This is a genomic window from Bosea sp. Tri-49 (assembly GCF_003952665.1).
Taxonomy (GTDB): domain Bacteria; phylum Pseudomonadota; class Alphaproteobacteria; order Rhizobiales; family Beijerinckiaceae; genus Allobosea.
On record NZ_CP017946.1, the window covers coordinates 3,771,439 to 3,795,141 of the forward strand.

At 66.2% G+C, this 23,703-nt stretch carries 21 protein-coding genes; 5 read left to right on the forward strand and 16 right to left on the reverse strand.

Annotated features, from left to right (window positions below; all coding sequences use genetic code 11):
* Positions 1-3: 3 nt before the first annotated feature.
* The 7 genes from BLM15_RS18285 to BLM15_RS18315 form a co-directional block, all read right to left on the reverse strand.
* Positions 4-699: an ABC transporter ATP-binding protein gene (locus tag BLM15_RS18285; RefSeq protein ID WP_126114091.1), complete on the reverse strand. Its 696-nt coding sequence runs from the start codon at positions 697-699 to the stop codon at positions 4-6.
* A complete protein-coding gene (locus BLM15_RS18290; protein WP_126114092.1) occupies positions 693-1,469 on the reverse strand; it encodes an ABC transporter ATP-binding protein in 777 nt (258 codons plus the stop codon). Before BLM15_RS18290 ends, BLM15_RS18285 begins: the two co-directional genes overlap by 7 nt.
* On the reverse strand, positions 1,462-2,436 hold the full coding sequence (locus BLM15_RS18295) for a branched-chain amino acid ABC transporter permease (RefSeq protein WP_206438537.1): 975 nt from the start codon (positions 2,434-2,436) through the stop codon (positions 1,462-1,464). The genes BLM15_RS18290 and BLM15_RS18295 overlap by 8 nt, the downstream gene beginning before the upstream one ends.
* Before the next feature lie 5 nt (positions 2,437-2,441).
* The gene (locus BLM15_RS18300) at positions 2,442-3,356 is read right to left on the reverse strand and encodes a branched-chain amino acid ABC transporter permease (RefSeq protein ID WP_206438538.1); all 915 of its coding nucleotides are present in this window, start codon (positions 3,354-3,356) and stop codon (positions 2,442-2,444) included.
* Positions 3,357-3,418: 62 nt separating this feature from the next.
* Positions 3,419-4,615 (reverse strand): ABC transporter substrate-binding protein, encoded by a 1,197-nt coding sequence (locus BLM15_RS18305; RefSeq protein ID WP_126114094.1) that lies wholly within the window; start codon positions 4,613-4,615, stop codon positions 3,419-3,421.
* Positions 4,616-4,677: 62 nt separating this feature from the next.
* On the reverse strand, positions 4,678-5,589 hold the full coding sequence (locus BLM15_RS18310) for a fumarylacetoacetate hydrolase family protein (protein WP_126114095.1): 912 nt from the start codon (positions 5,587-5,589) through the stop codon (positions 4,678-4,680).
* Positions 5,590-5,601: 12 nt separating this feature from the next.
* Positions 5,602-6,726 carry a cupin domain-containing protein gene (locus BLM15_RS18315; protein WP_126114096.1) on the reverse strand — a complete coding sequence of 375 codons (1,125 nt, stop codon included), beginning with the start codon at positions 6,724-6,726 and terminating at the stop codon, positions 5,602-5,604.
* A gap of 121 nt (positions 6,727-6,847) precedes the next feature.
* Between BLM15_RS18315 and BLM15_RS18320 the strand changes: the two genes are divergently transcribed.
* Positions 6,848-7,591, forward strand: coding sequence for a GntR family transcriptional regulator (locus tag BLM15_RS18320; RefSeq protein WP_236846346.1), 744 nt, complete (start codon positions 6,848-6,850; stop codon positions 7,589-7,591).
* A gap of 228 nt (positions 7,592-7,819) precedes the next feature.
* On the opposite strand, the gene BLM15_RS18325 is transcribed toward BLM15_RS18320, so the two are convergent.
* Entirely contained in the window at positions 7,820-8,512 is a 693-nt protein-coding gene (locus BLM15_RS18325; RefSeq protein ID WP_126114097.1) for a winged helix-turn-helix transcriptional regulator, read from the reverse strand.
* Between the two features lie 133 nt (positions 8,513-8,645).
* On the opposite strand from BLM15_RS18325, the gene BLM15_RS18330 reads away from it, so the two are divergent.
* Positions 8,646-9,818 carry an acyl-CoA dehydrogenase family protein gene (locus BLM15_RS18330; protein ID WP_126114098.1) on the forward strand — a complete coding sequence of 391 codons (1,173 nt, stop codon included), beginning with the start codon at positions 8,646-8,648 and terminating at the stop codon, positions 9,816-9,818.
* Here the strand turns inward: BLM15_RS18330 and BLM15_RS18335 are convergent.
* The 8 genes from BLM15_RS18335 to BLM15_RS18370 form a co-directional block, all read right to left on the reverse strand.
* On the reverse strand, positions 9,770-10,531 hold the full coding sequence (locus tag BLM15_RS18335; RefSeq protein WP_126114099.1) for a hypothetical protein: 762 nt from the start codon (positions 10,529-10,531) through the stop codon (positions 9,770-9,772). The genes BLM15_RS18330 and BLM15_RS18335 overlap by 49 nt on opposite strands.
* A 472-nt stretch (positions 10,532-11,003) precedes the next feature.
* Positions 11,004-12,083 (reverse strand): ABC transporter substrate-binding protein, encoded by a 1,080-nt coding sequence (locus BLM15_RS18340; RefSeq protein WP_126114100.1) that lies wholly within the window; start codon positions 12,081-12,083, stop codon positions 11,004-11,006.
* A gap of 76 nt (positions 12,084-12,159) precedes the next feature.
* Positions 12,160-14,280, reverse strand: a complete 2,121-nt coding sequence (locus BLM15_RS18345) for a TonB-dependent receptor (RefSeq protein ID WP_236846347.1) — start codon at positions 14,278-14,280, stop codon at positions 12,160-12,162.
* A 385-nt stretch (positions 14,281-14,665) separates the two neighbouring features.
* Positions 14,666-15,565, reverse strand: coding sequence for a LysR substrate-binding domain-containing protein (locus BLM15_RS18350; protein WP_164547564.1), 900 nt, complete (start codon positions 15,563-15,565; stop codon positions 14,666-14,668).
* A 40-nt stretch (positions 15,566-15,605) separates the two neighbouring features.
* Positions 15,606-16,490, reverse strand: coding sequence for an ABC transporter permease (locus tag BLM15_RS18355; RefSeq protein ID WP_126114102.1), 885 nt, complete (start codon positions 16,488-16,490; stop codon positions 15,606-15,608).
* 2 nt (positions 16,491-16,492) lie between these two features.
* A complete protein-coding gene (locus BLM15_RS18360) occupies positions 16,493-17,443 on the reverse strand; it encodes an ABC transporter permease (RefSeq protein WP_126114103.1) in 951 nt (316 codons plus the stop codon).
* A 9-nt stretch (positions 17,444-17,452) separates the two neighbouring features.
* Positions 17,453-19,105: a peptide ABC transporter substrate-binding protein gene (locus BLM15_RS18365; RefSeq protein WP_126114104.1), complete on the reverse strand. Its 1,653-nt coding sequence runs from the start codon at positions 19,103-19,105 to the stop codon at positions 17,453-17,455.
* 64 nt (positions 19,106-19,169) lie between these two features.
* Positions 19,170-20,306 carry an NAD(P)/FAD-dependent oxidoreductase gene (locus BLM15_RS18370; protein WP_126116252.1) on the reverse strand — a complete coding sequence of 379 codons (1,137 nt, stop codon included), beginning with the start codon at positions 20,304-20,306 and terminating at the stop codon, positions 19,170-19,172.
* A 241-nt stretch (positions 20,307-20,547) separates the two neighbouring features.
* Between BLM15_RS18370 and BLM15_RS18375 the strand changes: the two genes are divergently transcribed.
* From BLM15_RS18375 to BLM15_RS18385, 3 genes are read left to right on the forward strand one after another with little or no spacing between them, the layout of a single operon-like run.
* A complete protein-coding gene (locus BLM15_RS18375; RefSeq protein ID WP_126114105.1) occupies positions 20,548-20,961 on the forward strand; it encodes a Rid family hydrolase in 414 nt (137 codons plus the stop codon).
* Positions 20,948-22,288 (forward strand): NAD(P)/FAD-dependent oxidoreductase, encoded by a 1,341-nt coding sequence (locus tag BLM15_RS18380; RefSeq protein ID WP_126114106.1) that lies wholly within the window; start codon positions 20,948-20,950, stop codon positions 22,286-22,288. The genes BLM15_RS18375 and BLM15_RS18380 overlap by 14 nt, the downstream gene beginning before the upstream one ends.
* Before the next feature lie 40 nt (positions 22,289-22,328).
* Entirely contained in the window at positions 22,329-23,477 is a 1,149-nt protein-coding gene (locus BLM15_RS18385) for a serine hydrolase domain-containing protein (protein WP_206438539.1), read from the forward strand.
* Positions 23,478-23,703: the final 226 nt, after the last annotated feature.

The following is a 23,703-nucleotide window of genomic DNA, read 5'->3' on the forward strand; positions in this document are numbered from 1 at the left end:
TCCTCACAGACCGAGATAGCGGCTGGCGAGATCTGGGTCGTCGTGGAGCGCGGCCGGCGTGCCGGCCCAGACGATCCGCCCCTTCTCGACGACGTGGTGGCGGTCGACCAGGGCCGCCATCTCCGCCAGGTTCTTGTCGACGACGACGATGGTTTGCCCGGCCTGCTTGAGCATCTGCAGGCAGCGCCAGATCTCGGCGCGGATCAGCGGCGCGAGCCCTTCGGTCGCCTCGTCGAGGATGAGAAGGCGCGGATTGGTCATGAGGGCCCGGCCGACCGCCAGCATCTGCTGCTCGCCGCCCGACAAGGTCCTCGCCGACTGGCGCCGCCTTTCGCCGAGACGCGGGAACAGCTCGATCACGCGCGGCAAGGTCCAGTGCCCGGCGCTGCCGCCGCGCGCGGTGGCGATGAGGTTCTCCTCGACCGTCAGCGACGGGAACACCCGTCGCCCTTCCGGCACCAGCCCGATGCCGAGCCGGGCGATCGCGTTCGGCGCCAGCCCGGACAGCGGCCGGCCGTCGAAGGCGATCTCGCCGCCGGTGGGCCGCGTCAGCCCCATGATGGCGCGGATCGTGGTGGTCTTGCCCATGCCATTGCGGCCGATGAGCGAGACGACCTCGCCGGCGCGGGCGTCGAAGGACAAGCCGAACAGGACCCGGGCATGGCCATAGCCGGCCGCGAGTTCGCGCACGCTCAGCATGCCGGCTCTCCCCCGAGATAGGCGGCGCGGACTTGCGGATCGCTGCGCACCTCCGCCACCGTGCCGGTGAAGATGACGCGGCCATAGACCAGCACGCTGACGCGGTCCGCCAGCGCGAACACGGCGGCCATGTCGTGCTCGACCAGGAGGATGGCGTAGCGCCGCTTCAGCCCGTCGAGCAGCCGGGTCATCCGCCCCGATTCCTCCGGCCCCAGCCCGGCCATCGGCTCGTCGAGCAAGAGCAGCCTCGGCTCGCGTGCGAGCGCGACCGCGATCTCGAGCTGCCGGCGCTGGCCATGGGCGAGTGTCTCCGCCCGCCTGTCGGCGAGCTCGCCGAGGCCGACCTCGGCGAGCCGCGCGCGCGCACTGGCGATGGCGCCGGCATTGCCGCGCGGGTTCGACAACATGTCGAACGAGCCGCCGCCCCGGGTCTCGATCGACAGCAGCACGTTCTCGATCGCAGTGAAGTCCGGGCAGAGCTGGGTGATCTGGAAGGTCCGCCCGAGCCCGAGCCGGGAGCGCAGATGCGGACGCAGCCGGGTGACGTCGCGCCCGTCGAACAGGATGCGCCCGGCATCCGGCTTCAACTCCCCGCAGATCTGGGTGATCAGCGTCGATTTCCCAGCGCCGTTCGGACCGATCAGCGCGTGGAGCTCGCCGGGACGAATGTCGAGCGTGACGTCATCGGTCGCGACCAGGGCTCCGAAGGCCTTGCGCAGCCCGTCGATCGCCAGGATCGGCGCTTGCTGCTGGGAGGAGAGCTCAACCATTGCGCTCTCCGAACAGGCGCCCGGCGATGCCGCGGCGACCGAACAGAGCGACCAGCGTCAGAATCGGCCCCATCACGATCATCCAGTGCTCGGTCCAGATCGAGAGGATCTGCTCGAGCGCAATGAAGACGGCGGCCCCGGCGATCGGGCCGAGCAGCGTGCCGAGCCCGCCGAGCACGACGATGGCGATGAACTCGCCCGACTTGCTCCACGCGGCCATGTCGGGCGAGACGAAGCGGGCGTAGTTGGCCCAGAGCACGCCGGCGAGGCCGGTTCCGATCGCGGAGATGACGAAGGCGGTGAGCCGGAACGGGAACGGATCGACGCCGAGGTTGATCGAGCGTCGCTCGCTCTGCCGCAGCGCCTGGAGGACGAGGCCGAAGCGGGAGTTCACGACCCTGGCGCAGAAGGCCGTCCAGCCGATCAGCAGCGCGATGCAGACATAGTAGAAGGTCGTCGGCCGCGAGAGGTCGATGAAAGGCAGCGTGTTGCGCCGGTCGAGCAGCAGGCCGTCGTCGCCGCCATAGCTCTGCAGCGAGACCAGCACGAAGAAGACCATCTGCGCGAAGGCGAGCGTGATCATGATGAACTGCACGCCGCTGGTCTTCAGCGAGAGCGTCCCGACGATCGCGGCCAGAAGCGCGCAGGCTACCAGCGCCAGCGGCCAGACGATCAGCGCCGCATTCGACCCCTGCCAACCAAGGAGCGGCTCGCCCGCGCCGGTGTGGAAGGCGATGATGCCGACGGCGTAGCCGCCGAGCCCGAAGAACATGGCATGGCCGAAGCTGACCAGCGCGCCATAGCCCAGGATAAGGTCGAGGCTGACGGCGGCGATGGCGTAGATGGCGATACGGTTGGCAAGGCCGAGCAGCCCGGCCGAGCCGGTCAGCTGGGCGAGAAAGGGGGCGGCCAGCAGGAAGATAAGCCCGATGGCGATGACGGCGAGGCGAAGGCGGGAGGTCATCATCGCGTTCACCCCCTGGCCGGCAGCAGGCCGTTCGGCCGCACGAGGAGGACGATCGCCATCAGCACGTAAATGCTGGCCGAGACCAGCCCGGCGCCGAGCGTGTCGGCGGTCGAGGCCGGCAGCGACAATTGCAGCAGCTGCGGGATGTAGGCCCGCCCCAGGCTGTCGACCATGCCGACGAGCAGCGCCCCGACCAGCGCGCCGCGAACCAAGCCGACGCCGCCGACGACGATGACCACGAAGGTGGTGATGAGCACCCGCTCGCCCATGCCGATCTCGATGGCCAGCAGCGGCGCCGCCATGACGCCGGCGAGGCCGCACAGCGCGCCGCCGAGGCCGAAGACCAGCGTGTAGAGCCGGCGGATGTCGACGCCAAGCGCATCGACCATCTCGCGGTCGTCGGCACCGGCACGGATCAGCATGCCGACGCGGGTGTGATTGACCAGCGCCCACAGGCCGATCGCGACCAGTGCCCCGGTCACAATGAAGGCGACGCGCATCAGCGGGTAGTCGAGGCCCGGAAGCAGCGGCACCGAGCCCTGCAGGAAGGGCGGAATGTCCATCAGCGGCGGGCGGCGCCCAAAGATCATGCTCACCGCCTCGTTGGTGAACAGGATCAGGCCGAGCGTCGCCAGCACCTGGTAGAGGTGGTCGCGGCGATACAGCCATTGCACCACCGCGACCTCGACGAGCACCGCATAGAGCCCGGCACCGATCAGGGCGGCCGCGATGCCGACCAGGAAGGAGCCGGTCGAGAGCACCGCGAACGCCGCGCTATAGGCGCCGACCATGTAGAAGGCGCCATGGGTGAGGTTGATCACTCCCATGATGCCGAAGATCAGCGTCAATCCCGATGCCAGAAGAAACAGCATCGATCCATATTGCAGGCCGTTGAGAGCCTGCTCGATAAAGAGGATCATCTCCACACGCCCTTGTTGCGCGGTGAATCAGGGGTCAGATGTGTCGATGGGTTTCGCAGCGCTCAGTTGAGCTTGCACTGGGCTGCATAGGCATCGCCGTAATCCTCGGCGATCTTGCGGACCATCGTCTGCACGATCTCGCCGGACGGGCGCTTCTCGAACTTCGTCAGGTAGTAATCCTGGACCGGGTGCTGGTTGGGCCCGAAGGAGAATTTCCCGCGCACGGCGGTGAACTGCGCCGCTCGCAGCGCCTTGCGGAACTCGTCCTGCTTGCCGATGTCGCCGTTCACTACCTTGAGGGCACTGCCGATCAGGTTGGCGGTATCGTAGGCCTGCTGGGCATACATGGTCGGCGTCCGCGAATAGGCCTTGCGGAAGGCTTCCACGAACGCCTTGGAGGCAGGGGTGGTGGCCTCGGGCGTCCAGAGAGCGGAAGCGTAGATGCCGTCTGCAGCATCGCCGGTCGCGCCGACCATATGCGCATCCATCGAGAAGGCCGGGATCAGCATGGGAATGCTCTTCGCCAGGCCGGCATTGGCATATTGCTTGGCAAAGTTGATACCGGCGCCGCCCGGATGGAACTGGTAGATCGCTTCCGGGGCGAGCGAGCGGACGCGCGCAAGCTCGACGGAGAAGTCGGTCTGGTCGAGCTTGGTGTAGATCTCGCCGGTGATCTCGCCCTTGAAGGTGCGCTTGAAGCCCTCCAGCGCATCGCGGCCGGCCTGATAGTTTGGCGCAAGCAGCGCGACGCGCTTGTAGCCGAGCCGGTTGGCGGCGAGCCCTGCCGCCTCGTGAAAGGCGTCGTTCTGGTAGGAGGCGACGAAATAGTTCCGGTGGCAGCGTTCGCCGGCAAAGGATGAGGGGCCGGGATTGAGGCTGACATAATAGCCGCCCGATTCCAGCACGCCCGGAACCACGGCAGCGAGCACGTTCGAGAAGTTCACGCCGGTGAAGAGCTTGACGCCGGACTGGATCAGCCGGTCGGCGGCCTGCTTGGCGTTCGCCGGCTTCAGCGCGTCGTCCTCGATAGCGAGGTTGACGGGAACGCCGCCCAGCTTGCCATCGGTCAAGGCGAGCTGGAAGCCGGCGCGGATGTCCTCGCCGATATAGCCGGCCGGCGTCGACAGCGTGGTGATGAAGCCGATCGTGACCGGGGCGCTCGCACCGGCCTGGGCGAACGCTGATTGCGTGATCGGCATTGCCGCTGCCGATGCGAGGCTGGCGACGATCATCCTGCGTGTGAATGCTGACCTGTTCATCGAATTCCCCTCCGTTACGGCGCGGTCGTTGCCGCTGCCCTTTTGTCACTGATGCGTGGATGTCAGGCCGCCACGACGGGGTGGCGGATCTGGCCGATGCCGTCGACGCCGGCCTCGACTACGTCGCCCGGCCAGAGCCATTCCTGCGGCGTCCGGCCCGCCCCGACCCCATCCGGCGTACCGGTGGCGATGATGTCGCCGGGCTCCAGGGTGATCGCCGCGCTGATGTCCGCGATCAGGGTCGGGATCTTGAACAGCATGTGGCGCGTGTTGGAACGCTGCTTGGTCTCACCGTTGACGGTCAGCCAGAGGTCGAGCGCGTGCGGTTCGGTGATCTCGTCGGCGGTCACGATGCAGGGACCGAACGGCGCGTAGGTGTCTTGGCCCTTCGAGTAGATCCACTGGCCGGATCGGCGGTTATCGCGGGCGCTAACGTCGATCATCACGCTGTAGCCGAAGACGAAGCTCATCGCCTCGGCCTCGGTGACACGGCGCGCGGTCCGGCCCATGACCACCGCGAGCTCGACCTCCCAGTCCAGCTGCTGCGTAATCTTGGCGTTGTGCTCGATCGCTTCGCCGGGGCCGACGACGCTGGTCGGCGGCTTCGAGAAGATCACCGGCTGCTTCGGCAGGTCCTTCGACGTGTCGAGCGCGGCGGCCGATTCCGCGACGTGCTCGACATAGTTCAGGCCGATGCCGAAAATGTTCTTCCGCGGACGCGGGATCGGCGCCAGCAGCTTGACATTGGCGAGCGGGAACGCGGAGTGGGCGGGCCAGCGCCCACGATGCTGCTCCAGCAGCGCACCCAGCGACGCCTGCCCGGCCGGGCCGAGATCGATCAGATCGAGCATCGCCGAGGGCAGGTCGAGGCCGACACCGGCGCCGAGCGTGGCGACGTCGACGACGAGGTCACCCTCGATGACGCCGAGCCGCGCTGCCGCTTCAATCGTGCTGCGATAAGTTACGAGACGCATGATCGGCAGTCCTCAGAGTGCGAGCGGCTGGTGGCCGCCATGGTCGCCGAACGCTTCCTCGCGATAGAGCCCGAGCGAGTTCATCACCGGCATGTCGTTGAAGGCGAAGAGGCAGGCATCGTCGCTGGCCGACGCGTTGGCGTGTTCGTGCCAGGCCCAGGACGGCACGCAGAAGATGTCGCGCTCCTGCCAATCGAAGCGCTTGCCATCGATGACGGAGTGACCGCTGCCCTTGGCGACCTGGTAGATGAAGCTGCCAGTGTGGCGATGCGCCTTGGTCTTCTCGCCGGGCCGCAGCATCTGCATCGAGGCGCCGATCGTCTGCATCACCGGCCCGCCGGTGATGGGATTGACGTAGTTCATCAGCACGCCGTCGAAGGCCGAGCCGTCCGTCACCTTGGAAAAGCGCGTCAACGCCTCGTAGGTCGGCGCCCATTCGTATTTCAGCAGCGGCGAATAGGGCTTGCCCCAGTCGTGGCCGGCCGGCCGCAGCCCGGGATTGCCCCAGGCCCCGGTCATGTCGTCGACGGGATAGCCGACCGCCTGGCGCAGATCCGAATGGACCGCGTAGAAATTCGCTTCCAGCGCGTTGACCAGCGGGATGTCGAGACCGTCCTGCCAGATGCAGGTCGAGCCATCAGACGAGACGCCGTGTTCGTGCCAGGTGCCGTTCGGCGTCAGCACGAAGTCATTGGCTCCGAGCGTCATCTTGTGGCCGTCGACGATGGTGTACGCGCCGGAGCCTTCCATGATGAAGCGCAGCGCCGAGGCTGAATGCGCGTGGGCGGAGGCCGTCTCGCCGGGGTGCATGACCTGCAGGCCCGAATAGAGCCAGCCCACGGCGGCGGAGACATCCCGCCGGCCCGGATTGTTCAGATAGATCACGCGGCGGCCGGCCTTTTCGGGCGTGACCAGCTCGACCGAGCGCAGGACATGCTCGCGCAGGTCGCGATAGCGCCAGAGCACGGGAACGGAGGCCGATTTGGGCGCCCAGGGCTCGATCTTGTTGGCCACGGTCCAGAGCGCGCCCGCTTCGAGCGCTTCCAGCTGCTCGTAATAGGCCAGCAGCTCTGGCGTGTCCTCGACGTTCGCCCGGCCGGCGACATCCTCTCGATGGTTCTGTTTCGGAGCTGACATGGCGACCTCCTCTCAAAATATGGATTTTGGTTAGCATGCCGTATTTTCGAAAGAAAGATGTTTTTGCGTTAGACGCGCATTCGTGTACGGTCGGTCCAGAACCGAGGAATGGGATCGAATCGTGCGCGTGAAGCGAAATGCGGCAGCTATGGCGGGCCATGAGGAGACGGCCTCCCCCGAGGCGTCGTTCACAGCGGCTGAAACCGCCTATCGGAAACTGCGGAGCGATATCGTCGCGGGTGTCTTCGAGCCCGGGCAGCCGCTGCGGCTCGAATTCCTGCGCCAGCGCTACGGACTGAGCTTCTCGCCGCTGCGCGAGGCGTTGAACCGCCTGCAGACCGAAAGGCTCGTCCTCGCGGCAGCATTACGCGGCTTCTCGGTCGCTCCAGTCTCGATCGAAGAGATGTGGGATGTGACGGAGACAAGAACGCTCATCGAATGCGAGGCTCTCAAGCGGTCCATCGCTCGCGGCGACGATGATTGGGAGGCCGGCATCGTCGCGGCCTTTCACGCGCTCGACCTGCAGGTGCGCCGGCACGTTCCGGCTGGCCGCGAGCTCAGTGTCGACGAGCTGTCAGCGCTCGAGATCCGTCATCAGGAGTTCCACAGGGCACTCATTGCCCGGTGCGGCTCGCGCCGGCTGATCAACCTCTCCGACCAGCTCCATGTCGAGACCCAGCGTTATCGCCTGCCGGCGCTCGCGGGAAAGATGCCGACGGGCCCGCGCGACGTCGCGTTCGAGCATCGGCAGATCATGGACGCGGCTCTCGCAAGAGATGCCGACAAGGCCCAGGATCTTCTTGCCGCGCATTATCGGCGGACGGCGGAACTGATCGAGGCGCAGATGTCGCCTCGATCCGGCTGACCGCTGCGGGACGGATCGAAGCGCTGCCAAGCCCGCTCGCTTTGTGACGGGCCGAGATGCCCGAATGAGGATCGATTATGACGATCCGGCGCTCGATGAGGCCTGCCAGGTCGGTCGATAGGCCGGTGCCGAGCTCTGGATGCCCGCTTTCTGGCGGCGGCCAAGAGTCCGCTAGTGGCACAACCAAGCCTTCCTCTTGCCAGAATTCGCGCGTGATCGTCGCGTCCGTCACTGCACCCGACGCGGTTCGAAGGCGAAGGCGCTGAGCCCCAGCCATTGTTGCATGGAGCAAGCCAGGGCCTGATCGCCGTCGATCTCGAAGTGACCGGTGTCGGACTCCTTCTTGATCGTCGTCAGCCCCATCCAGATCGCTGTCATCGTGCGCAGGGAACTCGTGACCAGCAGATCGAGCTGATGGCCGGGATCGAAATTGCAAAGGTCGACTGCACCGTCGGCCACCACCAGCCACCACCTCTTCTGTGACCCCGGAAGTTCGGGGTACAGAAACTGTATCGTGCAGCGATGCGCCGGCAGCAGCTTGACGTTGAGACTTCGGCGCATGTCCCACATCAGCAGCGAAGGGTCGAGGTTCTTGAGCGAGAGCCGCGATTCCATCCAGTGCTGCGCCCAGTTGCCGAGGCCCATGATCAACGATCTCAGTTCCTCGCCCGCCTCGGACAGGTGATATTCAACCGAGCCCTTCGCCTTGCGCGATACGGTGATGACCCCGGCCTGCTGCAATTCCTTGAGCCGTTTCGAGAGCAAGGCCGGCGACATCTTCGGTAGGCCGCGCCGCAGATCATTGAATCGGGTGCTGCCGCAGAGCAGCTCTCGCACGACCAGCGTCGTCCATCGACTGCACAATATCTCCGAGGCCATCGACACCGGGCAGAACTGGCCGTAACCGCCGCGATTGTTCATGGCGAGCCCCGTTTTGCTTCTGGCGAATGGTACCAGATCAGGGCCGCACGGAAAACGCCGGTAGTTCAGTTGCTGAACTGGAAGCTCGGAACCTCAGCGGTGATCCTTTTGCCTCGCAGGAATGGAGGACACCATGTCGACGATCACTGCTTCGAAAGCCTCGGCCCCGTCATTCGTCGGAGGCACCGCCTCTCCCGCCAATATCGTGGAAACGGCGCGCCATCTTGCGCCGAAACTCGCCGCGCGTGCCGCCGAGATCGACCAGAATGACCGTTTCGTCAGCGAGAACTACTCCTTGCTGAAGGAGGCGGGCCTCGTCGAGGCAGGCGTCCCGCGGGAACTCGGCGGCGGCGGCGCCGAGATATCCGAGCTCGCCGAGATGCTGCGCGTACTCGCAAGGGCATGCGGTTCCACGGCGCTGGCTTTTTCCATGCATACCCATCAGGTCGCCATCCCCGCCTGGCGTTGGCGGCACCAGAAGGTCGCCGCTGTGGAACCCCTGCTGAAACGGGTCGCCGCGGAGAGAATCATCTTGTTGTCGTCCGGCGGCTCGGACTGGATCGGCGGATCAGGAAAAGCCGAGAGGGACGGCGACGGCTACCGTATCACCGCGCGGAAGGTGTTCACCTCCGGCGCCGAAGCCGGCGATATCCTGATGACCGGAGCGATTCATGAAGGAGAAGACGGGAACCGGTCGGTCATTCACTTCGGTGCGCCGATGAAATCCTCGGCGGTGCGCATTGAGGATACCTGGCGCACGCTGGGCATGCGTGGCACCGCGTCGAACGACGTCGTGATCGAGGATCTCTTTATCCCTGCCGCGAATGTCGCATTTTCGCGCAAGGCCGGCGAGTGGCACCCCGTTTTCGAGACAATTGCGACCATCGCTTTCCCGCTGATCTATGCTGTCTACCTTGGAGTTGCCGAGAGCGCGCGCGACATCGCCATCGAGATCGCGAAGAAGAAGCAGGCATCCGACCCGTCGCTGGCCGGACGCATGGACACCGAATTGCGGGCCGCGCAGCTCGCACACCGTTTGATGCTGGATACCGTGGCGCGTAACGCGCCGTGCGCCGGGACAGTCAACGAGGTCATGATCGGGCGTACTCTGGTTGCCCGTCACGCGATTGCAGCCGTCGATCTGGCGATGGAGCTGGCAGGCGGTGCGTCGTTCTACCGGGCAACGGGATTGGAGCGGCGCTTCCGTGACATCCAAGGGGCACGTTTTCACCCGCTCCAGGCCAGCCCCCAGGCACGCTATGCCGGTGCAATGGCGCTAGGCTTGCCGACGGGTTCGATCTTTTGACAGGCCGATACAGGCCGGAGGAGGAAGCAACATCTCAAGCTTCCTTCGGCCCTATGGTTGGTTCGAACGCGCTCAGCGCGGGTGCCCGCCGTACCCGTTTCGCCATTCGGCCAATGGCGAGCTCGGGTGAACGGCAAAGACACCGCGAATGTCGCGAAGAGATCGCGTGGCGGATCAGCCGCATTCCATACGCGTAGACAGGCCAATACCACCAGGCCGCCGGAGGCGATTCCGATCGCGACGGCGAGATCGCGCCGCCAACGCGAGAAGATCGACCTGCGACCTGTGGTCAACGGGAAACATATCATTGTCGCCACAGCCGAGATAACGACGCAGTTCAGCAAGGCGCGGCGGAGCACTGGATCGAAGATGAGACTCAGCAGCAGGACCCAGGACGCCAGCACCACGAGCAAGGCAGCCGCGATCCAGGCCGCCGCGGACAGAAGCGGCCGAGCCTTCGACCTCCCGAGGATCGAGCTAGCAACCGCTGCCGTTGCGACAACAGCGATCAGACAAATCGCGACAATGCCGAGAGCCAGCAGCGCAGGACTATAATCAGCGGTTTTGAGTCCTTGGAGGAAATCCTGCCACGCCCCACCCGAAGAGAGCCATCCCGAGAACCTCGCTGCCAGACCGTTCTCGATCAGCATGGAGAAACGATGGAGCATCGCGGTTGCAGCCTCGAGCTCGTCGGTCCGTAAATCGGCAGCCATGGTCTCAGTCTCGCGTGGAAGTCGACGACATTGGCCTGTCCACGCCAAACGTGGCGTCGACAGCGCGGTCTGGCATTGGGCCTGCCCCTTTCCCAACACAGGCGTCCGCCTGTCTTGCCATTTCGCCACAATCGCGCCCGGCAATTCTCCATCCCCACCGGTCGGAAATCGCCAACCGTTGTGTGGCGCGGGATGAGCCTCCGCCCTAGGGCGCTTTGTTCTGATCACTCAGGAGGAGCAGGGTGAGAGAGCACGCTGTACAATCAAAGACTGAATAATCCCCGCGGGGTTGGCCGGCGCCGCTCCCAGAAATTTTGGCAGACCCGCTACCGACATTCCGTTGCTAAGGAGGATTTTTGACACGCTCCGAACTTCGCCTATGGGTCGAGAGCCAACTTTGATCCACCCGGCAGGGAATGTCCGGTTGCTGGCGATGGGCCAATGTCTGGTAGTGGCGCAAAATGCCCCTACGTTAGCGCTGAAGATCGATCCAATAGCCTGACCGATAGGTAATCGGCAGGAACTGCTCGTGCAGCCGGCGCAGTGTGTCATCGGGATCAAGATCAGCGAACAGTTCGGGATGCAGCCAGCGGGCGATCCGCTGGAGCGCCACGAACTGGTACGGGCTGGTGTAGAACTGGTGCCAGATCGCGTGGACGCGGCCGGCCCTGACCGCCTTCGTCGCTCGGAAGGCCGGCCGCGCCGCCAGCGCGGCAAGCTTCTCCTGCGCCTTGCGAAGATCGGCGCCGGGGCCGAGACCGACCCAGGCGCCATTCGGCGCCAGCGCTTCCCAGTTGCCGCCGGTGACGATCACCACATCGGGATCGCGCACAATGATCGTCTCGGGATTGATCGTCCCGAACGTGCCAGCGAGCAGCTCGCTGCCGAGATTGATGCCGCCGGCAGCGGCGACTATGGCGCCGAAATTCTCGTTGCCAAAGCTCAAGCAGCATTCGTCGGAATAGCCGGGAATCCGGTCGAGCATGACCAGCGGCCTGGCCAGCGGGCCGGCCGCGGCGAGCCGCTCTGTCACGCGAGCGACCTCCGCAGCCCGGAAGGCGATCAGCGCCTCGGCGATCTCGCTTTTGCCGAAGAGCTGCCCTAGCAGGCGCAGGGACGGCTTGGTGTTCCGCGAGGGCGCTTGCCGGAAGTCGACATAGACGACCGGGATGCCCAGCTCTGCCAGCCGCTCGACCAAACGGATCTCCTCGGCCGGGCGCTGCATCTCGGCTCCGAGCACGACGAGATCGGGCCACAGCGAGATCGCCTTCTCGATGTCGAAGGAGCCGCGACTGGGGGAGCCGAAGCGCGGCAGCGCCGCCGCCTGCGGAAAGCGCGCGACATAGGCGGCATATGTGTCGGGATCGGATTTCTCGAAATCCTCGCCCCAGCCGACGATCCGCCCGAACGCATTCTCGCGGTCGAGCGCCGCGGTGACATGGATCTGCCGGCCCTCGCCGAGAATGACGCGACGGACGGGAACCGTGACGGAGACCTGTCGTCCCGCCACGTCGGTCACCGTGACGGTCTCCGCCATCGCGCGTGCTGGCATGAGCGCGAGCCAGGTGAGCAGCGCAAGCGCAAACCAGCGCAGGGTGCTCGCACAGCGGGGCCGCTGCCCGCTCACGCTAGAGATCCATCGACATCGACAGCCGGAAGGTGCGCGGCGCACCGACATAGAAGGTGCCGAACGAGGCGACGCTCGACCAGTACTTGGTGTCGGCGACGTTCTGGACCGTGGCGCGGAACACGGTCTTGCGCCCGGCGATCTCGGTGGCGTAGCGCGCGCCGAGGTCGAACCGCGTCCAGTCCGGCAGCGACTGGGTATTGGCCGCGTCGACATACTGCTTGCCGGTGTAGACAAGCGTCCCCGTGAGCGTCAGGCCTCTGAGCCAGGGCACGTCCCATTCGGCACCCAGATTGAGCTGCACCGGCGCGACGCCGATCGGCCGGTTGCCAAGATTGGCGGCGACCGCGGTCTTAGTCAGCTTTCCGTCGAGGAGCGAGGCGCCGCCCAGCAAGCGCAGCTGCGGCGTGACCTCGCCATAGACGCTGAGCTCGAGCCCGCGCACGCGCTGCTCGCCGGTCACGGAGAACAGGCCGCTATTCAGTTCGCCGCTGGGCTTGCTGATCTGGAAGCCGGCGAGCGAGGCACCGAAGCTGCCATGTTGCAGCTTGACGCCCGCCTCGTACTGCTTGGTGCGGTAGGGTGCGAAGGTCTCGCCGGCATTGCTCGCCGTGGTCGGAGCGACGTCGCCGCGGCTCAAGCCCTCCACGTAATTCGCGTAGACCGAGAGGTAGTCCAGCGGCCGCAGCACGAGGCCCACCATTGGCGTGGTGGCATTTTCGTCATAGGCCGAGGTCAGGATGCCGGTCCCCGCCGCATAATTGTTGATCGCGACCGACTGGCGCCGGATACCGAGCGTCAGCATGACGCGGTCGTCGAAGGCCGACATCGTGTCGGCCAGCGCGAAGCTGGTCAGGTCGCTGTCGGAGAGGCGCGTGCGCGGGGCGCGGCTCGCAAACTGCGTGGCGCTCCAGCTCGGTGCATAGATGTTCGAGAGGACGGCCGTGCCGTTCGTCAGGGCCCGCTCCAGCGTCTCGCGATAGTAGGAGGCCTGCAGCGTCAGCGAATGCTTGATGAAGCCGGTCTCGAAGCGGGCACGGATGCCGGCTTCATAGCTCTGGCGGCCGATGCCGAGATCGAAATATTGCGGGGTGTGGCTGGTGTCGCCACGGGCGTTCAGGATCGTCGGCAGGCCGAAGAAGCGCTCGACCCGGGTCTGCGAGCCGCCGGCATTGCCGAAGACGGTGATGTTGTCGGTGAGGTCGAACTCGTTCTTCCACAGCACCGAGCGATCATCGATGCGCGACCATTCCCAGGGCTGGATGACGTTCTCGCGCCCGCTCGGGGCTGAAGGGACGCGCAGGCCTCGCGTCATCAGGAACGGGCGGTTGGGCGCGTCGAGCTCGTCCCGCTGCGCCAGGGCATAGAGCCAGCTGCGGAAGCGCGCACCCTGATAATCAAGCGCCAGCGAGCCGATGCCCGTCGTCTCGGATTGCCGGTTCACCGCCGTATCGCCACCGCGCAGCGAACCATTGACGCGCACGCCGAACTCGCGGCCCGTGCCGAAGCGGCGAGCGACGTCGAAGGTCGCGCCGCCATAGGCTCGCGACGAGAACTCGGCCCCGACGCGGGTGAGATCGGCCTCGGCGCGCTTGGGCACGACGTTGATCACGCCGCCAACGCCGCCATTGGGCGCGATGCCGGTCAGCGCCGCCGCCGGGCCCTTCAGCACCTCGATGCGCTCGGCATAATCGGTGAAGACGCGATAGTTCGGCGCGACGCCATAGACGCCGTCGAAGGCGATCTCGCCGCTATTGCCCTCGCCGATCGGGAAGCCGCGGATATTGAAGGAATCGACGATGCCGCCCGACGGATGCGAGCTGCGCACCGAGGGATCAAGGATCAGCGCATCGGCGACCGTCGAGGCCTGGAGATTGCGGGCGAGCTCACCGGTATAGCTCGTCGTGCTGAGCGGGGATTTCAGCGTCTCCGCATTGCCGAGCAGGCCGAGCCGGCTGCCTTGGGCGACCTGCCCGCCGGCAAACGGAGCGGGCACGCCGGAGGCGCGGGCCGGGCCGTCGACCACGATCTCGTCGAGCCGGACCTGACCGTCATTGCGCTCCTGGGCACTCGCTGCCGAAGCCGCGACGACGGCAAGGGCCGTGCCCGCCAGCAAGGACAAGGGGAGCCTTGCACGCCCGGCAGTACCGCAGGGAACAGACCGAGGCAGCAACATTGCGAGACGAATTTTCGACATAACGAGACCCCGGAACCGCCGCCGGAGTTGATTCCAGCTGGCGGGGACCCTGTTCGTCACGGGCTAAAAAGAAAAGCACGCAGACGTTGTAATGCAAAACGATCAATAGATCGCATACCTACGTGCTAATTTTGCAACGAATACTTTATAATTACTTCAATCGATGCATTTTTGTGAACACACCGACAGCGCCGCACGAATGCTCGCGCGACGTCATCTCATGTCCGAACGATGCGGTACCGCGATGCGGCGTTGACCGTCGACCGCGTTTATTCGTGGGGGGCTTCTGAAAATTAGAGGCAGCTCGCCTTCAAGCTGAGTAGCGCCTGACCAGCTCGCGTGCGGCCGAGATCTCGTCGCAGATCCATTCGTCGACCAGCCTGACCTCGCGGCGCCGGCGCATGCCGGGCGGCCGGACGAGGTAGTAGGAAATGCCGGTCGGCACGGCCCTGCGCAACGGCACGACGAGCCGGCCGTCCTGGATCGCCTCATGGGCAAGGACGACATCGGTCATGGCGACACCCAGCCCGGCCTCAGCCGCGCTGAGCGCCATGTCGAGCGCGTCGAAATCGAGCCCATGGCGGGTCTCGATATGCATCCCCGATTTCTCGGACCAGGTCCGCCAGTCGCGCCGGTCGGGCAGCGGGTGGAGCAGCGTCGCCTCGGGCAGGTCCGCGCCAGAGAAGCGGCCACCGCCATAGGAAGGCGCGCAGACCGGCAGGATCCATTCCGGATAGAGCTCGGTGACGCAGTCGAGCGGCCAATTGCCCATGCCGTAGCGGATGCCGAGATCGGCATCGGCATCGTTGAGCGTCATGTCGTTCAGCCGGGTCTGAACGCTGACCTTCACCAGCGGGTGCCGCTCCTGGAAGGCCTTCAGGCGCGGCAACAGCCAGCGCAGCGCGAAGGTCGGCAGGCACTTGATCGTGACCGTCTCTTGCTCGGCGCGGAACGGCGTGATCGCCTCGGCGATATGGTCGAACGCCTCCTTGACGCTGAGTGCGAGGCGCTGGCCGGCATCGGTGATCTCGAGCCCGTTATGGGTGCGCTGGAACAGCGGCGTGCCAAGCTGGTCCTCGAGGATCTTGACCTGCCGGCTGACGGCGCTCTCGCTGACATTGAGCGCGGCCGCGGCCTTCTTGATGCTGAGTTGGGCGGCGACGATCTCGAAGCAGCGCAGGGCATTGAGGGAGGGCAGCCGGCGGGTCATGGCCGCAGGCTCGGGCGCGGTGCTGTCGCGGCCGCCCGTCTCATCGGATGTCCATGCGCGGGTCGAGCGCATCCCTCAGCCCGTCTCCCGTGAAGTTGAAGCTCGTCACCGCCAGTGTAATGGCAGCTCCCGGCAGGATCGCAAGCCATGGCGCGCTCGTCAGGTAGATCTGGGCATTGTTGAGCATGTTTCCCCAGCTCGCAGTCGGCGGCTGGATGCCGTAGCCGAGGAAGCTGACATAGGATTCGAGCAGGATGGCGCGGGCGACGTTGAGCGTCGCCGCGACGACGATCGGCGCCATGGCGTTGGGCAGGAGCTCGCGCACCATCACCCGCAGATGCGAAGCGCCGAAGGAGCGCGCCGCCACGGCGTAGTCCTGGTCGCGCAGGACCTTGATCTGGGCCTCGACGATGCGCGCGACGTTCATCCAGGAGGTCGCGGCGATGAGCAGGACCATCGAGATCAGGCCCGGCTTGACCAGAGCCGCCAGCGCCAGCAGCAGGAAGATCGTCGGAAAGCACAGGATCGCGTCGACCAGGCGCATCAGCAGCGAGCCGATGGCGCCACCATGATAGCCGGCGATCATGCCGACGCCAGTGCCGATGGCGATCGCGATCGCCATGGCGGCGAAGCCGATGCCGAGCGAGATGCGCCCGCCCATCATCAACCGGGCCAGCATGTCGCGGCCGAGCTCGTCCGTGCCGAGGACATGCGCTCCTGTCAAAGGCGGCGCAAAGCGGTTCATCACGTCGATACGGGTCTCGTCGAACGGCAGCAGGAACCGGCCGAGGAGGCAGACGAGTGCAAGGATGAGGATGATCGCAGCGCCGGCCATGGCGAGCCGGTGCCGCCGGAAGCGGCTCCAGGCGTTTTTCCGGGCGAGCCCCTCGGATTCGATCGGTAGCTGGAAGACGTCCGCACTCATGATCAGCCCAACCGGATGCGTGGATCGGCGACCGCGTAGAGCATGTCGGCGATCAGCGAGCCGATCAGCACCATCAGCGCCGACAGCATCAGGATGCCCATCACCACCGGATAGTCGCGATACTCGATCGAATCGAGGAAGAGCCGGCCCATGCCCGGCCACGTGAACACCGTCTCGGTGACGAGCGCCCCGCCGAGCAGGGTCGGGAACTGCAGGCCGGCGAGCGTGATCAGCGGCAGCAAGGCATTACGCAGGGCATGACGGCTCAGCACCGCCTGCTCCGACACACCCTTGGCGCGGGCGGTGCGGATATAGTCCTGGCCGATCACGTCGAGCACTGCCGAGCGCGTGAAGCGCGCCCAGACCGCCGTCTCGACCAGGGCCAGGACCAGGACCGGCGCGATCATGTGGTGCAGCACGTCGGCGAGGGAACCGTCGCCGATCGTCTGGCGGTTGCCGGCCGGCAGCCAGCCGAGCTCGACCGAGAAGAGATAGATCGCGATCAGTCCGAACCAGAAGGTCGGGATCGACAGCGCGATCATGGCGCCGACCGTCGCCACCGTGTCGAACAGCGAATAGCGCCGGATCGCGCCGAGGATGCCGATGGCGCAGCCGAGCAGCATGGCGATCAGGGTCGAAGCCGCCATCAGCTCGAAGGTCGCGCGCAGATGCGAGGCGATGACGCTCCAGACCGGGGTATTGTCGCGATAGGAGCGGCCCCAGTCGCCGGTCAGCATGCGCCGGTGCCAGTCGAGATACTGCACCGGCAGCGGCCGATCGAGGCCGAGCTCGCGGCTGATCCGGTCGAGGTCTTCCTGCGTCATCTGGGCCGACTGGGCGAATTGCGACATCGGCCCGCCCGGCGCCAGGTGCAGGATGGCAAAGCCGATCGCCGAGACGATCGTGAGGAGGAGCAGCGACTGCCAGAGTCGCCTTGCGAGGAACGGACCCATCTCAGCCGGTCACGCCGCCCAGTACCAGCGTCGCATGTTCCAGCAGCTCGACGAGCAGTTGATGTTGGGTTGAAAGCCTTGGAGGCCATCCTTGATGCCTTCGGCCAATACCGTCTGGTAGATCGGCAGCAGGACGAGGTCGTCGCGGATGATGCGCTGGATCCGGCCGTAGATTATCTTGCGCTCCTGCGGGTCGAACTGGCTGGCGCCTTCGGCGAGCAGCCGGTCCATTTCCGGGTTCTGGTATTGGGAGGTGTTGAGGCCGGTGCCGGCCTTGGCCGGGATCGCCGTCGAGGCGAAGCGCGGCGTCACGTCGGGATCGTTGCCGATCATGAAGTTCGAGCCGACCATCACCGACTCGAACTTCGACTTCTGCCAGAAATCGCCCCAGATCACCGCGCCCGGCATGTTGTTGATGCGCAGCGCCACGCCGATCGTCCGCCAGTCCTGCATCAGCAATTGCTGCGACTGCTCGCGGCCGGGATTGCCGACCGTGGTCGAATTGGAGAATTCGAGGCGCATGCCGTTCTTCTGGCGGATGCCGTCGGCGCCGCGCGCCCAGCCGGCCGCGTCGAGGATGGCATTCGCCTTGGCCGGATCGTGGCGATGCGCCGGCAGGCCGTCGTCATAGGCCCAGGATTCGCGCGGCAGGAAGGATTCGGTCGGCACCGGCAGGCCGTAATAGAGCGCGTCGATCCGCGCCGCCTTGTTCATGGCGAGATAAAGCGCCTCGCGCACCGCCTTGTCGGCGAAGGGGCCGAATTCGAGATTGAGTGCGATATGCTCGATGAACGGCGTCGGCGAGCGCGAGATGCGCCGTCCTCTCAGACCCTGCGCCTCTTTGACGAAATGCGCCGCGATGCCGCCGATGCCGAGATAGTCGACCTGCCCGGTGCGGAACTGGGTGTAGAGGACCGTCAGGTCCGGAATGTACTTGAAGACGACGCGCTCCAGATAAGGGCCATCGCCATGATAGGTGGTGTTGGCCCGCAGCAGCAGATGATCGCCCGCGGCACGCTCGCCCCAGCGGAATGGGCCAGTGCCGACTGGCGCCCCGTTGAACGGCGCGGTATTGGGATCGGACGCCTTTTCCAGAATGTGCCTGGGGACGATGAAGGTCAGCGCCAGGATCGAGAGATAGGGCGAGTAGGCGCTCCCCATGCGCCAGTGGATCTCGTCGGGCGCCACAACCTTGATGTCGCGCACGAGGCTGTGCCCGACGCGGTTGCGCACGCGAAAGCCGGGCGTGTTGATCAGATCGAGCGTGTACTTGACATCCTCGGCGGTGAACGGCGTGCCATCATGCCATTTCGCGTCGCGCCGCAGCTTGATCTTCCAGCTCAGTCCGTCGGCCGAGAGGCCGCCATTGCCGATGCTCGGCACTTCGGCGGCAAGGTCGGGGACCAGCTTGCCATCGGGATCGACGAACCAGAGCGGGCTGAAGAGCTGCCACCAGACGCCCTGGTCGACCTCGCTGCCCGGCATCAGCGGATTGAAGACCGTCGGCTCCTGCGAAAGACCCGCGACCACCTGCCCCTTCGGCTGTTGCGGCGGACGCGGCTGCGCCTGCGCACCTCCCACCGCCAGCGCAGCGGCGCCAAGGCCGAGTGCCAGCGCCTCGCGCCGGCTCCGATATGTCCTGCGGCTGTCAGGTTCGGTCATGTCGATCTCCCCTCATTGCGTCCGGGCTGTGTTCAGCCTCGGCCATGTCTTCTCGGCTGATGGTTCAGCCGGACCGTTCCAGGCTGCTTCGGGTCGGTGACAGGTCTGCGGCCGTGACACCGAGCTCGGTCATGGCGGCCGGCAACGCACGCCCGGCGAGCAGGGCCGCCGTCACCTCTCCCATCGCCGGCGAAGTCAGGATGCCGCAGCCGCCCTGCCCGACCAGCCAGAAGAAGCCGGGCTCGTCCGGCCGCGCGCCGGCGACCGGTTCCGCATCGGCGACGAAGCTGCGCAGGCCGGCCCATTGGCTCAGCGGCCGACCGATCCGGAAGCTGGTGTCCTGTTCGATATTTTCGATCGCCTGCGCGACATCGAGATCGTCGGCATAGGCATCGCCCGGCGTGGTTGGCGTCGCATCGGCGAGGCTGCCCATCAGGCAACCGGACTCGGGCTTCACATACCAGCGGTAATCGACATTGCTGACATGTGGCCAGCCGCGGCTGTCATGGTCGGGCTGGTGCGCGAAGGTGAAAGCGGTACGGCGCTTGGGCACGATGCCGAGCGGGGCGACGCCGGCCATGCCGGCGATCTCGTCGGCCCAGGCGCCGGCGGCATTGACCAGCAGCGGCGCCTGCAAGTCACCACCGGGCCAGGCCACCGTCCAGCCGGTAGCATCGCGACGAATAGTGTCGACGCCCGCCTTCAGAACGATGGTCGCGCCGTTCGCCCTGGCGCCACGCAGGTAACCCTGCAACAGCACGTCGACATCGATGTCCATGGCGTCGGGCTCGTAGACGCCGCCATGGACCTTCTCAGGACGTAGTGCCGGGAAAAGATCGAGGGACGCGCGTCCATCCAGTCGTTCCGTCCTGGCGCCGACCGAGAGGATGCGCTCTTCCAGCCGGTCCAGCGCCGCCTCCTGGCTAGCGGCCGCGACCGTCAGGCAGCCGCGCGGCGTCATGATCGGTTGGATGCAGAAGCCGGCCGGCGGTGCTTCGAGGAAGACGCGGCTGGCCTGCGCCATCCGCCGCATCGTCGGCGCGGTGATGCCCACCGTGAACTGCGCGGCGGAGCGACCGGAGCTGTGGTAGCCGGCCTGCTCCTCGCGCTCGATCAGTGCGACCGAGCCGTGCCGGGACAGGAAATAGGCCGCGGATGCCCCCGCGATCCCGCCGCCCACAATGATCACATCGACCCGCATCGTCCCCACACCAGCTTTCCGGTCATCGGCCACCGGCAGCCACCCACCGGCAGGATCAACGACAGCACCGCGCCGCCCCGCAGTCGATTTCAATAATTGGGGGCCGGCACCTCAAAAGCTGGGTCGCTGGGCAGCACGCGGACGGGCCGAATTCCCTGAGCCCCGCCCCCAATTATTGAAATCGACATCGCCGCCGCCTCGGGGCTTGCCTTGGCCCGAACAGATCAGCGGAGCAACACCCATGAGCGGGACCGGTTTGCAAGCGCCGCGCCGGCGCAACATCTCATCCGGCAGCGCCTTCGAGGCGCAGTACAGCTACAGCCGTGCAGTCGTCGTCGGCACGCATGTCATGCTGTCGGGCACGACCGGCTACGATTATGCCACGAGCACACTGGCCGAAGGCGCGGCGGAACAGACCCGCCAACTCTTTCGCAACGCTGCGGCCGCCTTTGCCCAGGCCGGAGCAGGGCTCCCCGACGTCGTCCGCGTGCGGATGTTCATCGCTCGCGCCGCCGACTACGAGCCGGTGATGGCAGTCTTCGCCGAGGCCTTCCGGGAGGCGAGACCGGCCTGCACCACAGTCGAGGCGGGCCTCTTCGATCCCGACATCCTGGTCGAGATGGACATGGACGCCCTCGTCGATGTCGATGCTTAGCCTGCGCTCGCACGTTCCTGACGACGTCATCGCGGCTGCCGATTCCCTTCCTGGGCAGGCCGATGTCGTCGTCATCGGCGCCGGCATCATCGGTGCCGCCGCCGCTTTTCATCTTGCCGGCGCCGGGCTGCGGACAGTACTGCTCGAAGCCGACAAGGTCTCCTCGCAGCAATCCGGCCGGAACTGGGGCTTCGTCAGGACGCAGTACCGCGATCCGCTGGAATTGCCGCTCGCCATCGAAGCGCTCGCGTTGTGGCCGAACCTGGAGCGCGAGCTCGAAACCACCGTTGGCTGGCGCCGGACCGGCTGCGTCTTCGTCGCCGCGACACAAAAGGAAATGGCCGCCTTCGCCGGCTGGCATGAGAAAACACGCGATACCGCTCGCGATGCCCGGCTGCTCTCCGCCAGCGAGGTCACCGCTTTGCTGCCGTCGCTGCACGGCAGGACGGAAGGCGCGCTCTACACCGCAACCGACGGACAGGCCGAGCCGGTGCTGGCGACCCTGGCCTTCGCCCGGGCCGCGGCAAGGCGCAACGTCCGCATCGTCGAGGATTGCGGTGCGCTCGCCATCGAAACGTCAGGCGGGGCTGTCAGCGGTGTTCAGACCGAGCACGGCCTGATCCACTGTGGCGCCGTGGTCTGCGCTGCCGGCGCCCAGAGCCACCGGCTTCTTGCCCCGCTCGGGCTGTCGCTGCCGCAGCAGAGCGTGCGCAGCACCGTCTCCCTGACTGCGCCGCTGCCGCCACTGAGCGAGGCCTGCTTCTGCGGTTTCGGTATCGGCCTGCGCCAACGGGCCGACGGCTCTTGCATCATTGCGGCCGATTCGACCTCCGATATCGACCTGTCGCTCGATTCCTTCCGGGCCGCCCGCTTCTTCCTGCCGGGGCTGCTGCGCCATGGCGGCAGCTTCTCGCTGCGACTGGGGCGTCCTTTCGTCGATGATCTGCATCAGCGCTTCTCTGTGCCGGGTCACGAGCGTGCTGTCGCACGGCGCCCCTGCATCCCGGCGAACCGCAGGCTGGCGGCGCGGACCGGCGCTGCCCTGCGTGACCTGTTCGCCGGCGCCGCCGGCATCGAGATCGTCAAATCTTGGGCCGGCCGCATCGACGTCCTACCGGATGCGCTGCCGGTGCTCGATGCCCCGGCCGAAGTCGGTGGGCTCATCGTCGCCACCGGCTTCTCCGGTCACGGTTTCGGGCTCGCTCCCGCGGTCGGCCGGCATGTCGCCCGGCTGGCCAGAGGCGAGAGCCCGGCCGCGACCCTCGCGCCGCTCAGGCTGGACCGTTTCGCCCGCGGCACCTATTCGGCACCGCATGCCCCGCTCTGATGACGACGATGGCAGAGCGGAACGGGTTTCGAGAGGATCGATGATGACCCAGGGAACGGGCATGGACGCCGGCGCCCGCGAGCACATCCGCCGCTATTATGACGGCACGCTGCGGCCCGACGAGATGGTCGCGGCGATGTCGCAGGAGGCCGGCTGGTTTCCCGCTCGGCGTGTGCGACGGGGCGCGACGGTCTCGCCGCTTCCCAATGCCGGCCGCGAACTGCCGCCACTCGAGATCCGCGATCACGATCGGACCTTCGATCTCTACGACTATCTGTCGGTGAACCGCGTCACCGGGCTGATGGTGCTGCAGGACGGCGCCGTCGTCGAGGAGAGCTATTCGCTCGGCATCGGGCCGCAGACGCAATGGAAGTCCTGCTCGCTGGCGAAATCCGTCACCGCGACGCTTTACGGCATCGCGCTGCACGAAGGCGCGATCGAGAACCTCGACGACCCCGTCACGCGCTACGTACCACTCGGCGGGCTCTATGCCGGCGTCTCGGTACGCCAGCTCTTGCGCATGGCGACTGGCGTGCGCTGGAACGAGGATTATACCGACCCGGCCTCCGACCGGCGCCTGCTGATGGACACCCAGATGAACTGGGAGCCGGGCGGCATCGTCAGGCATATGGAGAGCCTGCCCGCCGAGACGCCGCCGGGCGGCTCGTGGAAATACAACACCGGTGATTCCTATCTCGCCGGCCTGGTGTTGGAGCGCGCGACCGGCAGCAACCTCGCCGATTACCTCTCGACGAAGCTCTGGTCGCAGATCGGCATGGAGGCCGACGCCTCCTGGTGGTGCGAGAGCCCGGACGGCATGGGCATAGCCGGCAGCGGCCTGCATGCGACGCTGCGCGACTATGCCCGCTTCGGCCAGTTCGTCCTCGACAACGGACGGGTCGGCGCGCAGGAGCTGCTGCCGCAAGGCTGGCGCGAGGAGGCAGGCTCGCCCTACCGGATCGGCGAGACGCTCATCCCATACGGCTATATGTGGTGGGTTCCCGTGCTCGATGACCCGGCACTGAAGGGTACGTTCCAGGCCGAAGGCATCTACGGGCAGTTCATCCACATCAACCCCAGCACGCGCCTCGTGGTCGTGGTCCTGAGCGCGCGCTCGAAGCCAGGCTATCGCCGCAGGCTGGAGATCAATGACGACGCCTTCTTTGCGGCGCTGGCAAACAGTCTTTAGAGATACGGCGATCATCACTTTGGGGGCAATGGCGGCGTGGGGCGCTTGAGCTCTGCGGCGACCTGGCGCGTGTTCTGACTTGAGCGTCTTCGAACGCAAGAACCCCGGCCGCATTGTGCGCGCCGGGGTTTTTGGTGGTCTTGGGAGGTTTGGTTGCGGGGACGTGAAACCACCGACAGTTGCTTTGTTCCTGTAGTGAGTAACCACGTCAGCGATGCGCCAGGAG

Excerpts from the sequence above, each read along its gene's own strand:
- BLM15_RS18290 (WP_126114092.1), bottom strand. The coding sequence starts at position 1,469 with ATGGTTGAGCTCTCCTCCCAGCAGCAAGCGCCGATCCTGGCGATCGAC.
- BLM15_RS18325 (WP_126114097.1), bottom strand. The coding sequence starts at position 8,512 with ATGAACAATCGCGGCGGTTACGGCCAGTTCTGCCCGGTGTCGATGGCC.
- BLM15_RS18370 (WP_126116252.1), bottom strand. The coding sequence starts at position 20,306 with ATGCGGGTCGATGTGATCATTGTGGGCGGCGGGATCGCGGGGGCATCC.
- BLM15_RS18330 (WP_126114098.1), top strand. The coding sequence starts at position 8,646 with ATGTCGACGATCACTGCTTCGAAAGCCTCGGCCCCGTCATTCGTCGGA.
- BLM15_RS18375 (WP_126114105.1), top strand. The coding sequence starts at position 20,548 with ATGAGCGGGACCGGTTTGCAAGCGCCGCGCCGGCGCAACATCTCATCC.
- BLM15_RS18360 (WP_126114103.1), bottom strand. The coding sequence starts at position 17,443 with ATGGGTCCGTTCCTCGCAAGGCGACTCTGGCAGTCGCTGCTCCTCCTC.
- BLM15_RS18285 (WP_126114091.1), bottom strand. The coding sequence starts at position 699 with ATGCTGAGCGTGCGCGAACTCGCGGCCGGCTATGGCCATGCCCGGGTC.
- BLM15_RS18350 (WP_164547564.1), bottom strand. The coding sequence starts at position 15,565 with ATGACCCGCCGGCTGCCCTCCCTCAATGCCCTGCGCTGCTTCGAGATC.
- BLM15_RS18355 (WP_126114102.1), bottom strand. The coding sequence starts at position 16,490 with ATGAGTGCGGACGTCTTCCAGCTACCGATCGAATCCGAGGGGCTCGCC.
- BLM15_RS18340 (WP_126114100.1), bottom strand. The coding sequence starts at position 12,083 with ATGCCAGCACGCGCGATGGCGGAGACCGTCACGGTGACCGACGTGGCG.
- BLM15_RS18380 (WP_126114106.1), top strand. The coding sequence starts at position 20,948 with ATGTCGATGCTTAGCCTGCGCTCGCACGTTCCTGACGACGTCATCGCG.
- BLM15_RS18295 (WP_206438537.1), bottom strand. The coding sequence starts at position 2,436 with ATGATGACCTCCCGCCTTCGCCTCGCCGTCATCGCCATCGGGCTTATC.
- BLM15_RS18305 (WP_126114094.1), bottom strand. The coding sequence starts at position 4,615 with ATGAACAGGTCAGCATTCACACGCAGGATGATCGTCGCCAGCCTCGCA.
- BLM15_RS18365 (WP_126114104.1), bottom strand. The coding sequence starts at position 19,105 with ATGACCGAACCTGACAGCCGCAGGACATATCGGAGCCGGCGCGAGGCG.
- BLM15_RS18335 (WP_126114099.1), bottom strand. The coding sequence starts at position 10,531 with ATGGCTGCCGATTTACGGACCGACGAGCTCGAGGCTGCAACCGCGATG.
- BLM15_RS18385 (WP_206438539.1), top strand. The coding sequence starts at position 22,329 with ATGATGACCCAGGGAACGGGCATGGACGCCGGCGCCCGCGAGCACATC.
- BLM15_RS18300 (WP_206438538.1), bottom strand. The coding sequence starts at position 3,356 with ATGATCCTCTTTATCGAGCAGGCTCTCAACGGCCTGCAATATGGATCG.
- BLM15_RS18315 (WP_126114096.1), bottom strand. The coding sequence starts at position 6,726 with ATGTCAGCTCCGAAACAGAACCATCGAGAGGATGTCGCCGGCCGGGCG.
- BLM15_RS18310 (WP_126114095.1), bottom strand. The coding sequence starts at position 5,589 with ATGCGTCTCGTAACTTATCGCAGCACGATTGAAGCGGCAGCGCGGCTC.